Annotated in this window: 7 protein-coding genes; 6 read left to right on the forward strand and 1 reads right to left on the reverse strand. The window is 45.2% G+C overall.

Annotation, left to right across the window (positions count from 1 at the left end; translation table 11 throughout):
- From WAE59_RS17855 to WAE59_RS17870, 4 genes are read left to right on the forward strand one after another with little or no spacing between them, the layout of a single operon-like run.
- The gene (locus WAE59_RS17855; RefSeq protein WP_337857326.1) at positions 1-2460 is read left to right on the forward strand and encodes a zinc-dependent metalloprotease; all 2460 of its coding nucleotides are present in this window, start codon (positions 1-3) and stop codon (positions 2458-2460) included.
- A 31-nt stretch (positions 2461-2491) separates the two neighbouring features.
- Complete coding sequence (locus WAE59_RS17860) at positions 2492-4852, forward strand: zinc-dependent metalloprotease (RefSeq protein WP_337857327.1); 2361 nt, start codon at positions 2492-2494, stop codon at positions 4850-4852.
- 4 nt (positions 4853-4856) lie between these two features.
- Positions 4857-5978 (forward strand): thioredoxin family protein, encoded by a 1122-nt coding sequence (locus WAE59_RS17865; RefSeq protein WP_337857328.1) that lies wholly within the window; start codon positions 4857-4859, stop codon positions 5976-5978.
- Positions 5971-8181 carry a S9 family peptidase gene (locus WAE59_RS17870; protein ID WP_337857329.1) on the forward strand — a complete coding sequence of 737 codons (2211 nt, stop codon included), beginning with the start codon at positions 5971-5973 and terminating at the stop codon, positions 8179-8181. The genes WAE59_RS17865 and WAE59_RS17870 overlap by 8 nt, the downstream gene beginning before the upstream one ends.
- A gap of 24 nt (positions 8182-8205) precedes the next feature.
- On the opposite strand, the gene WAE59_RS17875 is transcribed toward WAE59_RS17870, so the two are convergent.
- Positions 8206-8802, reverse strand: a complete 597-nt coding sequence (locus tag WAE59_RS17875) for an RNA polymerase sigma factor (RefSeq protein ID WP_337857330.1) — start codon at positions 8800-8802, stop codon at positions 8206-8208.
- 59 nt (positions 8803-8861) lie between these two features.
- Between WAE59_RS17875 and WAE59_RS17880 the strand changes: the two genes are divergently transcribed.
- Both WAE59_RS17880 and WAE59_RS17885 read left to right on the forward strand, forming a co-directional pair.
- A complete protein-coding gene (locus WAE59_RS17880; RefSeq protein WP_337857331.1) occupies positions 8862-10043 on the forward strand; it encodes a FecR family protein in 1182 nt (393 codons plus the stop codon).
- A gap of 128 nt (positions 10044-10171) precedes the next feature.
- Positions 10172-13762, forward strand: a complete 3591-nt coding sequence (locus tag WAE59_RS17885; RefSeq protein ID WP_337857332.1) for a SusC/RagA family TonB-linked outer membrane protein — start codon at positions 10172-10174, stop codon at positions 13760-13762.
- Positions 13763-13767: the final 5 nt, after the last annotated feature.

A 13767-nucleotide genomic window follows, 5' to 3' on the forward strand; every position in this document is an offset into this window, starting at 1 on the left:
ATGAGATCTATTAAAACAGTGTTCCTCGGCCTCGGGCTGATGGTTACAGGAATCTTATGCGCCAGGGCGCAGACAGCTATGAAAGTGCCGGCCATCGGCACTTTCATCAAACCTGCTTCCAAAACTTACAAAGGCATGTTCAATGTCTATGTACAGGAGGATAAATATTACCTCGAAATTCCGGATCGGCTCCTTGGACGGGACATCCTCACCAGCATCAGCATCATCCGCGGATCTGCACAGCGCAATAGAAATCCTGCTATGCGCTTCGGTTTTGCCGGAGATGCGGTAAATGACCGTGTGATCCGCTTTAATAAGGGCGACAATGGGAAGTTGAACCTTGTCGTTCCGGAATTTGCGCAAGCTGCAGATAGCCTGGGTATGTATTTCAATGTAGTGAAATCCAGACTGGTGCCTAGCCTCATTGCATTCGATATCTTAGCTTTTGGAGATTCCAGCTCACTGATCGACATTACCAGCCTGTTTGCGGGTGACAGTGATTTCTTTTCTTTGAAAGGTGCGGCTATAGAGCTGAAACTGGGGGCATTTGAACCTCAAAAATCAAAGATACTTGGCCTGAGTGCTTTCGAAAACAATATTGTCTTCCGTTCCATTAAGAGTTATGCCGAAGCTCCCGCAGCATCGGGGCCGCCAGCTGCGCCGGGAGCTGCACCTGCCAAAAAGCAGGAAACAAATCCGACGATGTGGGAAGTTGGGGCTTCCTGGTTTTTATTGCCCGAGAAACCTCTGGCACACCGCTACGGGGACAAGAGAATTGGGTATTTTTTAACGGGCTTAAGAAATTATGATTTCAATCCCGAAGGAAATGAATACATTACCCTGGCCAACAGGTGGCGGATTGAACCTAAACCAGAGGAACTTCAAAAATTTAAAAATGGGGAGCTGGTGGAGCCCGCCAAACCCATTGTATTTTACATTGACCGCAATACCCCTGCCTATCTGGTTCCTTACTTTATAGAGGGTGTGAATGCCTGGCGCAAGAGTTTTGAAAAAATTGGCTTCAAAAATGCCATCACGGGTAAGCTGGCACCAACTGCTGCAGAAGATCCGGATTACAGTATGGAGGACGCCAGGTATTCCTGCATCTCCTATAAGCCATCTGAAATGGCCAATGCATATGGACCTCAGGTGGTAGATCCGCGTTCGGGTGAGATATTGAGTTCCCATGTGGCCGTATTTCATAACATACAAGAATTATTGCAGCGCTGGTATTTCTCCATGTGCGCTGCTACAGACCCAGCTGCACGTAAAATACCTATGAATAGAGAACTGATGGGCACCCTGATGAAAAATGTGATCACCCATGAAGTTGGACATACGCTGGGCCTGAGACACAATTTTGCAGGCAGCTCTTCCTACCCGGTCGATAGCATCCGCAACAGGGATTACATCAGGCGACACGGTTTTGGTCCTTCTGTAATGGATTATATGCGCTTCAACTATGCTGCGCAGCCTGAAGATCAAATGAGTCCTGCCGAATTACTTCCGGTAATCGGTGCATACGATGATTACGCCATAGAGTGGGGCTATAAGTATATGCCAGAGAAAAGTCCGGCCGAAGCGGCAGCATACCTCAGCTCCTGGGTGTCGGAAAAAAGGAAAGATCCGCGTTTTTTTTACTTTGAGGAAGGTGACTTTTTTGATCCAAGGGTTCAAAGTGAAGATATCGGCGATAACAATATGAAAGCCAATGCTCTTGGTGTAGAGAATTTGAAAAAGATCATGGCCAGGCTCACTAAATGGGGAGCAGGTGACAATAATGATTATCAGACCCTGAGGTCCATGTACCGGGCCGTTCAGGGCAGATACTACCAATACCTGCAGCATGTGGTAAAAAATATTGCCGGTGTGCATCTGGATAATTCCCTCCGCGCGGAGCAAAAAAGCAATTTCGAACCTGTAAGTCGCGCCCGGCAAAAGGAAGCGATGGACTACCTGAGCACCTATATGCTTACAGAGCCCAAATGGTTATATCCTGAAGACATCATGTCCAAAACTAACTTCAATTTCGATACCGATGTAGAAGCTACTTACAGTGACTTGCTGGGAAGACTACTCTCAAAATATTCTGCATTCATGAGGGTCGAAAACATAGCCGGTGATGCGGACTATAAGGCAACAGAGTTTTTATCTGATTTACAGCAGTTCATCTTCAAAGATATGGAGCTCAATAAGCCGATATCACGTTATGACCGAATGCTGCAGCGTGCATTTCTGAATACCATGCTGAGGCACATAGACAACCCTGGAACTTTCGCGAATAATGTGGATTTCAAAATGAAATCCCTGATGGAGCTGATCCAAAAGCAGGCCAGTGCTGCTGCTGTGTTACAAACAGATTTTATATCCAAAAGCCACCTCACGGCAGTCTCCAACATGATCAAGGTATGGAGCACCGGGCAGAATGATGCTTACTTAAACCCAAAAACTACAAAATAAGATGAAATACCTATATCGTCTAATATTGATTATGATGCTATCAATCCCTGCGTTTGATGTCCATGCACAGGAAAAATCAAAAGCAGTTGCAGCAGCGGATGTGCCATCAGGAATGCTGATGTCTTTCGAGAAGTTTTTTAAGAATACGATGAAAGTTAGTCAAGGTGATTTTACGGTCTACCAGGACGGCTCGAAGTATTTTCTGGAATTTCCCGCCAGCGCCCTGAATACCGATCTTTTAGTGATCGGTGATGTCGCCCGGGGCTATGTCAATAACATTGCCCAATCCTCAGGTGTAATCCGACTGAGTAAGGGAACCGGCAACAACCTGAATGTTACTAAAGAAGTATATAAAGAAGCAACCTCACCCGACTATAACCAGGGGATAGAAGCCTTGGTGCAACAATCTAACATGATTCCCGTTAGCTTTGTAATACCGATAGAGGCTTCCGGAAAAGCCAAAGGAAGTTTTATTGTGAATATTACCCGCCATCTAATGGAAGGAGGCGAGCTGTTCTCCTTTAAAGATGTGAGTAGTCTGAATAATTCTGATGCGGCCCGCTCTGGTGTTCAGCAGGTGAAGGCAGCCCCGGGCGCTGTAGTTTTCAGGGTTTTGAGAACCCAAACTACCCCTGGCCAAAGTTACAATGGTAGCAAGGCGATTGATAAGGCTGTGGCTCATGTGGTTGATCTGTTGATCCAGCGATTGCCAGCCAGTCAAATGAAAGTTCGGGAAGCGGATGTGAGGCTGGGTTTTGGTACAGTCAATTACAATGATTTCGGGAAAAGCCCTTATGGCGTGAAAAATGTAAAGGTGATGACCAAATGGAACCTTGCTGTAAAGCCGGCCGATTGGAAGAGGTATCTGTCCGGGGAACTTGTAGAGCCCGAAAAGGCGATCAGGGTATTCATTGACGTAGCAACTCCCGCTCTTTTTGTGCCTTACATTAAAAAAGCTGTCCAGCAATGGAACGTGGCTTTCCAGGAAGCAGGATTCAAAAATGCATTACGTGTGGTTACTGATGAACAGGACAACTGGTTATCATCAGGTAAACTTCTGATCAAATGGGGTAATGCTTCAAAGGCATTTGTGACCAATACGGTCATCGACCCCCGTACGGGTGAGATCATTGCCGCAAAAATGAATATTGATGTAAATGTCATCGACGATTTGTTGCCTTCGTATTTTGCCAAATGTGGCTTTAAAGATTCAAGGATCATGCAAGACTTATACCATCCGGAGGTCAGGGCGGAAATGATGGAATGGAAAGTGGCCCAGGCACTGGGAGAGATGTTGGGTATGACGCCCAACCTTCATGGCAGCGCGGCATACAGTACGGCGCAGCTCAGGTCCGGTGCATGGCTTAGGACACATAGTTTTTCCTCATCGGTAACAGACGACACCCAGTTCAATTTTGTCGTACAGCCAGAGGACCAGGTGGCGGTGGCAGACCTGATGCCTCGAGTGGCCGCCTATGACAAGATGGCGATTGGATGGGCATACCGTATTTTTACCAATGCGGCTGCGGAGAAGGCCGCACTGGCTGCTCTTAAGATTTCTGATGCTGAGCTATTGTTTTTAGAAGAGAACAAAAGCGATCCTTTTACCCGCAGAGGTGACCTGTCTTCCGATCAGCTTAAGGCAGCTGAACTTGGGATGAAAAATGTGCAACGCTATTATCCGCAGTTGGAAAAACTGACAGCGGTAATGAAAGATCAGGACGAAGACTGGTCTAAGTTCAAGCTGTTGTCTAAGGCTTTTCAAATCAGCTACCAATTGTATACAGACAATGTAGTCAGTTATATCGGGGGTGTTTCTTTACGTCCGGTGCTCAAAAATTACAATGATGTAGCTGTGGTATATACTTCAAAAAAGGATCAGCAAAAAGCCATGTCTTTACTAAATGAATGGTTCTTCAAGGGTGCGCCGTCCTGGATGCAGAGCAAACGGCTGAACTTGTTGAACTCAGAGTCTGAATCATTGAAAATGGGCAATAGCACTCAGGATGCCCTGAGGAAATTCATCAGTTCAGATGTGCTGAATAACCTGATCAAAGCGGAATACGCATTAGGAAAGGAGGCCTATACCGTAAGTGACCTGTTTACAGCTATAGACCATTATGTATTTAATGATTTTAATACCACAGCACCAATAGACCCATACCGGATGCTGATGCAGCTGAATTTTGTGAATGATCTTACAGCTACAGTTGCTAAGAATAACATTACAGGAGGCTTAACGGATGCCAATGAGGTGTTGCACCTTTATTTTCTACGCATTATAGCACATCTGGAAGAACTAAGTGTAAAACATGAAGATGCTGCAATGCGTGAGCGCTATCGTTTAATGAGAGAGAAGATCGGAAGAGATATGAACCAAAAACCAAGTTAAAGAAATGAAAAGAATATTAGTAATAGCTGTACTCTTAGTGAGTACTGTTGCCTGTGCACAAAACAGGGCAATCAATTTTACCACAGCCTCCTTAAAAGAAGCTTTTAAATTGGCTAAAGAACAGCATAAGATGATTTTTACTGATTGCTATACGGAATGGTGCGGACCATGTAAGGGGATGGATAAACTGGTATTTACACAGGACAGTGTGGCCGACTTCTTCAACAGCAATTTCATCAATGTGAAAATGGATATGGAAAAGGGAGAAGGACCGGAAGCCATTAAAGCCTATAGTGTGGGCGCATTTCCTACGTATCTATTGTTTGACCAGGATGGAAAGCAGATTTATAAGTTCGTAGGCGGCATGACTGCAGCGGAGTTTATGGCGAAGATCAGGAATGGGATGAATCCTAAAAACGAAATTGCCAGCAGAGAAGCGCGTTACGCTGCGGGCGACCGCGACCATGCTTTGATGACTGAGCTGATCAAGCAAAAATTCAAACAGAAAGAAGCAGTTGCGGGAACGGCTATCGCCAATGAATACTTTAAAATGCTTACTGCGGCAGATAAGTTGAAACCTGAGAACTGGTTCTTGTTTGCAGAGGGTTATGATTCCCGGTACATGTCAGATATCGGAAGTGTAAATTTCAACTACCTGATGGCAAATTACAAAGATTTTGTCGCCTCGAATGGAAAAGAAATGGTCGATGACAAAATTAACTCGGTCTATAAAAAGCTTGCGGGAAACTGTATGGTAGGGTATTATTTTAAGGGACATCCCTATGTGAAAGCAGAATTTGAAGGCTATAAAAAACTAATTAAGTCCAGTCAGTATCCAGACAAAAAACAATTGCTGGCTCTGGTCGACATTGCCATGGCAGCCGGGGAAAAGAATGTGCCTGCCGCAGGTAAGCTGCTTGCAGAAAATGTGGCCCGGTTCACCCAGAAAAACAAAGATGTGGTCTTTGATTACACCAATTTCTGCGCTACGACAGACCGTACCTATCCCTATATTAAAGAGATTACGGAACAAGTAGCCAAGACCTCAAAAAATCCTTATCTGATCAACCACTGCGAGGGCTATGTAAAAAGACTTGCAAAGGAGAAAACTGGTAAAAATGATTAGGTTAGTACTGTCTATGGGCTTGCTGCTGCCCATTTCGCTATCAGCCCAAAGTCCAAATTTTGCCGCTGCAGAACGCTTTGATGCACCAAATTTGCAAAAGCAATTGGGCAGCCAGCAAATTGTACCCTTCTTTATGAAAAGGAGCAATAAGTTTTGGTTTGTGGCAAATAAACCAGGAGAAGCTGGCAATACACATTACCTGGTGGATCCTGATCAAAAACAAAAAACCATTTTGTTTGATAAAGAGCTGATCGTTAGTTGTCTGGCTAAATTGACGCAAAGTAGTCCGGATGAAACCGCTATCAGCTACCGGCCACAATTTTCCAAAGACGAGCAAAGTGTGGAGGTAGGTTACAAGGGACAGAATTACGATTACAATTACATCCGGAAAACACTGGCTAAACGAACGGGACAGGAGCTGAAGTCTTACCCCATTTATCATACAGGGACAATGTCCGCAGATGGGAAATGGTTGCTGTACGCCCGTCAACATAACCTATATCTGAAGCACATGGCAGATTCTGTCGAGCGCGCCTTATCCAGCGATGGGGCAGAGCACTTTTCATTTTCCATCAACGATGAAGATGCTTATGCAAAAGTCAATTCTCCAACGGATGCAATCTGGACACCTGATTCAAAGTCGTTTTATGTGCTGCGCAAGGATAACAGAAAAGTAAAGACGATGACGGTGATTAATTCCATCAGTAGTTTTAGCAGGCCCTATGTGAAAAGTTACAAGTACGAACTCCCGGGCGATAAAGAAGTCGTTCAGTATGATTTTTATGTGGGGAGCCCTGAGGCGGGAAGTCTGGTAAAGGTGAATCTCGATCGCTGGCCGGACCAGGAAGTAGAGCTGCTGCGCAATCAGCGCAGCAATGAAGAAGTTTTTCTATTGCGCAGCAAAAGAAGCCGGGACGAAATGGAACTCTGTGCCGTAAATGTGCATACCGGTATTTTGCGGGTGGTGATCCATGAAATAAGTAAGCCATTCATCAACAAGGATCTTTTTCAGGTATCCATTGTCAATGGAGGGAAGGACATTCTATGGTGGAGCGACCGCAGTGGTTGGGGTCAGTATTACCATTACGACCGAAATGGACGTCTCCTCAATCCAATTGCCGATGGCAGCTGGACGGCGGGTAAAATCGCTGCAATTGATACTGCCAAACGTATTTTCTATTTCTATGGATATGGAAAAGAAAAAGAACGTAATCCCAATTACGCATTTTTATACCGAGCTGGATTTGATGGGGGAAAACTACAATTGCTCACTCCCGAAGATGCCAATCATGCGGTGTTCATTTCCCCCTCTAAACAGTATTTTCTGGATCAGTACTCCAGGATCGACCTGGAGCCACGGAGCGTGTTGAGGACTACAGGTGGAAAGTTCGTTCAGGAAGTATACCGGCCCGATTTTAGTAAATTGTATGCTTACGGTTGGAAACGGCCGGAAATGTTTACCGTCAAGGCAAAAGATGGAACGACCGATCTCTATGGACTCATGTGGAAGCCATTTGATTTTGATCCGAATAAAAAATACCCCGTCATCTCCCAGGTGTACCCAGGCCCTTTCACTGAAACGGTATGGAATGACTTTACAGTAATAGACCGCTACAACAATACATCACTGGCACAAGCAGGATTCATTGTTGTGGTGATGGGACACCGCGGCGGTTCGCCCTACCGTAATGCCGCTTACTACAAGTACGGTCATGGAAATTTGCGTGATTACGCCCTGGAAGATGATAAATTTGGCTTGGAACAACTAGGGGCGAAATATCCTTTCATGGATATGGATGAGATCGGTATTTTCGGTCATTCGGGCGGAGGTATGATGGCCCTGGCGGCATTAGGCACCTATCCTGATTTTTATAAAGCGGCCGTTTCTTCCTCGGGTAATCATGACAATACCATCTATAACCGTACCTGGGGGGAAAGCTACCAGGGTTTTGAAAAACCTTATGCTTTGAACCAAAGTTTAGCGAAGAACATTAAGGGACCGTTGTTGCTGGTTGCAGGGGAGTCGGACGAAAATGTGAATCCGGCAGCGACAATGCGAATGGTCAATGCGTTGATTCTGGCAGATAAAGATTTCGAACTGCTGCTGCTCCCTGGTCAGCACCATACCTACGAAGGACCTTACAAGACTTATTACGAAAAGCGTAAGCGTGAGTTTTTTGCTAAATATTTAATGCGCCATTGATTCGCGGGAATAGCAGCTGTTACATCAGCGCATAAAAGGCAGGTAGGCCAGTAACAGCCCATAAGAAATGCCTGAATTTTTGAAATGATGGCGCAGGTTTTTGAGGGCCTCGACCAGGTGATTGTTGACTGTGCTTTTGGAGAGATTGAGCTTTTCCGCAATCTCTTCATGGCTCAGGCCTTCGTAGCGGCTGAGCTTAAATACAAGCTGTTGCTGCTTGGGTAGTTTGGCAACCGCCTGTTCTGCAAATTCCATGAGGTCTGCGAGCAGGATGGCTTCTTCTGTTTCATTGTGTGCTTCCTGCAGGTCTTTCCAGAGTTTTTCACGGGCTGAACCAGCAGTGGCTGCATTGCGGAGCGCATTTAAGGTGAGCCTCCTGGCTATGGTGTATAAATATGGTCCAAGTGGATAGTTGAGGTCGAGCTGATGACGGTTGGTCCAGAGGTTGATCAGGGTTTCCTGCACAATTTCTTCACAAAGTTCCCTGTTTTTCAGGAAACGCCAGCTAAAACTGTACAGTTTTCCTTTATAAGTATGGAAAACGCGTTCGAATGCCTGCGCCTCGTCGTTACGGAGCCCCGTAATCAGTTCAGTTTCGCTATGATTTGAATTAATTTTCAATTTTACTAGTTATACTTTCCCTCTGCCGTGTATTACCTCATATATCCCAGTGTAAATATATGACTAATAAAACAATGGATACGGCATACCTCAACAATTTATTCCTTGCATATGCCACGAACAGCATCAGTAAAACCGATTTTTCGGAGCTGATGGGGCTGATTGCTGAGGCGAAAGAGGATGCTGAACTTGCCGCCTTTATGGAAAAGGTCTGGAACAGTCATGAGCTTTCGCAGTCTTTTACTGAACTGCAATCGGCATTACTCTACGAGCGGATCATTAACGACAGACGTTTTGGACCTTCTGCTCCAAAAATACCTGCACTGCAAGTGGCGGAGCCAAAAAGAAAAGTCATCTTTTTCAATGGCTGGTACCTACAAGCCATTGCAGCCAGTGTGATCATCCTGCTTTCGGCAGGATTGCTGTTTTACATCCTCGACCAGGGTGAGCAGAGCGTGGACGAGATTGCCTACACAAAGGATGACATTGTAGCCGGTGGTGATAAAGCGGTACTGATCATGGCCAATGGCCAGAAAGTACAGTTGAATGATGCGATATACCAGGTAGCGGAGCAAAAAGAAAAGATCAATGGAGCGCCGGTTTATAACTCGATAGTGACGCCACCGGGAGGGCAATACCAGGTTCTATTGCCCGATGGCACCAGGGTTTGGTTGAATGCGGCCTCCTCTCTTCAGTTCCCCCTTTCCTTCTCGGAAAAGACCAGGACAGTGAAATTGGAAGGAGAGGCGTATTTCGAGGTGGCCCACAATAAAGAACAACCTTTCCTGGTAGAGGCAGCAGATCAGCAATTGAAGGTGTTGGGGACTCATTTTAATGTGGAAGCTTATACCAATGAACCGGCAGTGAAGACTACCCTGCTTGAGGGTTCGGTGCTGATCAGAAATACCAGGGCAGTTCAGTTGGGGACCGCGAGTTTGGAGCCCGGGCAGCAAGCTACACTGGACGGCAAGAAAATTAGTGTATATGAGGCCGATCTGGAGACTGCGATGGCCTGGAAAAATGGCTATTTCATCTTTAAGGATGAGGATATGCCTTCAATCATGAGAAAAATAGAACGCTGGTATAATGTAGAAGTGGTATACCCGGAGGAATTGAAGCACGTACATTTCGAGGGAACCATTTCCCGTTTTAGAAATGTATCTGAGCTATTGAGAAAGTTTGAATTAACAGGACGTGTTCACTTTAAAATAGAAGGAAGGAGAATCACCGCTATGCCATAATGTTACACCAGCCAACAGGGTAACAAAAAAATGCCGGCAGTGATTGGACCCACTCCCGGCGTTGTAAGGGTTACCCTTTAAAATTGCAATCACACAACCGTATCAACTAACCCAAACAAATCAAATGTATGAAAATTTACATTCAATTGAGGCGTAAGCTATTTGCTTGCGCATTTGTCAGACTTGCTTTCTCCAAACAGACCCTTATGCGAGTTAACTTCACCTGTATTCTATTATTACTGACATTGCTCCAGGTAAGTGCGGCAGGTTTTGCCCAAAAAATAAGCTTATCGAAGAAGAACATCAGCCTTCAACAACTATTCAAAGAAATTAAATCTCAGAGCGGTTATGATTTCCTTTATGAACCACAGGAAATCAAAAATGCGAAACGAATAACCATTAACGTAAATAATGCAGACCTGAAAGCGGTGCTGGATCAGGTATTTGCGGTGCAGACCCTGGATTACACGATAGATCAGAAGACGATTGTGGTGCGCAGTAGACCTACTTCCATTTTTGAAAGTATAGACCGGTTTTTTAACCTTATTGACATCAGGGGGAAGGTACTCGATGAAAAAGGAAATCCACTGCCCGGTGCTACAGTACAAGTGAAAGGAGAGGTTCGGGGAACGATCACCAATACCGAAGGGGAGTTCCGGCTTGGAAATGTGGACAAAGGAACTGTACTTGTAGTCTCTTTCGTTGGGTACAAGAGTAAAGAAGTTGTAGTGACTAATGAAAACCTGCTTTCGGTGACGCTTGAGATCAATTCCGCGGAGCTGCAATCGGTAAGCGTAGTAAGCACGGGTTACCAGACGCTCAGCAAAGAGCGCGCTACGGGGGCTTTCAATGTGATCACTGGTGATCAGTTGGATAGGCCAACGACCAATATTGCACAGCGCCTGATCGGGACTACCGCAGGTATGCAGGCTACGCTGGATGCGGATGGGAATCCAAGATTTGAAGTGCGCGGACAAACTACCCTGAATGTTTATAACGCTAATGGCTCACGGAATCAGAATGGAGCTCCTTTAGTGGTCGTCGATGGTTTTGCTATCCAGGGTGAGTTCAATACCATTAATCCTAATGATGTAGAGAGCATCACTATACTAAAAGACGCTGCTGCTGCATCAATTTGGGGAGCAAGGTCTGCCAATGGAGTAATCGTGATAGTCACTAAAAAAGGACTAAAGGGCGTTCCGTTGAAGATAGATTTTTCTGCATTTACCAGGATTTCAAATAAGCTGGACCTGGATTATGTGAACCCGCTGGCTTCCTCCGCAGAAACTATTGACTACGAAATGAAATCGTTCGGGAACTGGAGTGCGCAGCTAAATTCGGGGATTTTGGCAACGGACTACGGGAAGGCTTGGTCTTTAGGTACGGTTGCCATGAGTGAACATGCGCTGGGGTACCTGAGTTTGACTGAGCGCGATGCGTTGCTGGCTACATATAAAACTTTAGACAACAAAGAGCAAATCCGCAAAGAACTGTTAACAAACCCCTTGGTTCAGCAATATAACCTCGACATCTCTGGTGCTTCAGACAAGCTGCGCAACCATTTGTCGCTATTATTTGAAGAATCAAAGTCGAACTTTAAGGGCACAGATAATAAGAAGTATACGGCCAATTATCGAGCTGATGCTAATGTTTTTAAATGGTTGGAGTTCAATTTCTCCGGCATGGTCAACTATAACAAGGTGAATAATAATGGTGTAACACTTGGTGATATTCAGAACTTATCGCCTTATGAGATGCTGAGGAATGAGGATGGTTCCCTAACCAATGTGGCAAAGTACTATACACCTATCATCGACCGCTTTGTACCTAAGGCGTTGTTTCCTTATGCCGATTGGAGCTATAACCCGATCCAGGAGATTGCCAACCGTGAAGTCGTTTCTGAACAGCTAAATACGAGATTGCAGGCTGGGTTGAAGCTGAAGGTGCTGAAGGGTTTGTCTTTTGATTCCAAGATTCAATACGAATTGTTTAGTACAAATAACAAACGCTTCCGTAATGAACAAACTTTCTCCGTGAGGGATTCTGTAAACCGTTTTGCCAGTTGGGACCAGGCGACAAACAAAGTAACACTGAATGTCCCTAAAGGAGGGATGCTGGATCAAAGCAGGCGAAGGACGGAAGCTTACACGTTGCGTAATCAATTGAATTTTGACCGTAAGTTTGCTGAGGACCATGAACTGAGCTTTGTTGGTGGTTCTGAGATCAATAACATTGTAACAGAAACTTTCGGATATGCTACCACTTATGGTTTTAATAAAGAGACCCTAAGTGTTGGAACTTTTCCGAATGGTCCGGGTGGAACTTTTTTCCCGATCAGGAATTGGCTTGGAAGTAATCAAACTATTGGTTATTCAAATAGTTTTACGTCATTGACTGATCGCTACTTTTCCTTATTTGGTAACGCTGCCTACACTTTTAAAAGTAAATATACCCTTTCTGGAAGTGTAAGGACTGATGCATCTAACCTGATTACTGATGATCCTTCGTATCGCTATGCCCCTTTCTGGTCCATTGGTTCCAGTTGGCAAGTAAGCGAAGAAAGCTTTCTTAAGCGTGTTTCCTGGATAGATCGCCTCAGCCTCAGAGCTACCTATGGTTATAATGGCAATGTGGACAGGACCACATCGTTCAGACCTTTAATTGCGATGGGTGCGATACCCAATGTATATACTGGAGATGTAACTGCTACGGTATCCAGTTTTGGAAATCCGACTTTGAGATGGGAAAAAACAGGTACATGGAACGTGGGGGTAGATTATACCTTGTTTAAAGGCCAGATTTATGGTAAAGTAGATATGTATCATAAATCCGGAAAGGATCTGATTGCAACTTTGTCCATTCCGGCAGCAAACGGAACGACCAGTCAGCGACTGAATAATGCAGAAATGACCAATAAGGGAATCGAACTCGAACTGGGAACCATGCAGAAAATCAGCGGTAATGACATCGTGTGGCGCGGAAACCTGAATTTTTCTTATAATAAGAACGAGATCACCAAATTGTTTGTGGCAAATTATGCAGCATCTACCCTGGTAGGGGGAGGATCTGGTGCTTATGTGGAAGGAGAAGATGCCAATGCATTATGGAGGTTTAAGTATGCAGGTATGCAAAATACACAGCCTATGGTTTATGGTGCGAATGGAGCCTTGTACGATTTCGGTGCTTTTACACCCGGAGATGGTAGGGATTACCTGCTGAATACGGGAACTGCAGTGGCGCCCTACACGCTGGGTTTCATCAACTCATTCCAGGTCTATGATTTTAACCTCTCCTTCATTGTGACCGGTAAATTTGGGCATAAATTTCAGAGAAAAGGATTCAACTATCCGCCGACCTGGACCGGCAGGGTGCTGCCGAACAGCAAACTCTCTGAGGTACTGAACGGCGATCCGAGCCAGATTGTGCCGCTTCCGCAAAACCTGATAGAGCCAAGGTATTATTTCTGGGACCGTTTCCATCAGAGCCTGAGCTACCTGATCGAAAGTGCTTCGCACATCAGAATGCAGGAAGTAAACCTGAACTACAATGTTCCATCGAAACTGACATCGAAAATCGGCATGCGCAGGGTACAGGCCTTTGCTCAGGGGAATGACCTCTTTACGCTGGTGGCCAATGATGCAGGGGAGGATCCTGAATATCCCCTGGGCACCTTGAAGCCTCAGCCGAGAATCTCTTTGGGCATTAAATGTGAATTTTAAAAGCT

The organism is Pedobacter sp. GR22-6 (assembly GCF_037402555.1).
Lineage (GTDB): Bacteria > Bacteroidota > Bacteroidia > Sphingobacteriales > Sphingobacteriaceae > Pedobacter.

Bases quoted from the DNA above. Each gene is read 5' to 3' on its own strand.
- WAE59_RS17855 (WP_337857326.1), top strand. From the start codon at position 1: ATGAGATCTATTAAAACAGTGTTCCTCGGCCTCGGGCTGATGGTTACA.
- WAE59_RS17860 (WP_337857327.1), top strand. From the start codon at position 2,492: ATGATGCTATCAATCCCTGCGTTTGATGTCCATGCACAGGAAAAATCA.
- WAE59_RS17865 (WP_337857328.1), top strand. From the start codon at position 4,857: ATGAAAAGAATATTAGTAATAGCTGTACTCTTAGTGAGTACTGTTGCC.
- WAE59_RS17870 (WP_337857329.1), top strand. From the start codon at position 5,971: ATGATTAGGTTAGTACTGTCTATGGGCTTGCTGCTGCCCATTTCGCTA.
- WAE59_RS17880 (WP_337857331.1), top strand. From the start codon at position 8,862: ATGACTAATAAAACAATGGATACGGCATACCTCAACAATTTATTCCTT.
- WAE59_RS17885 (WP_337857332.1), top strand. From the start codon at position 10,172: ATGAAAATTTACATTCAATTGAGGCGTAAGCTATTTGCTTGCGCATTT.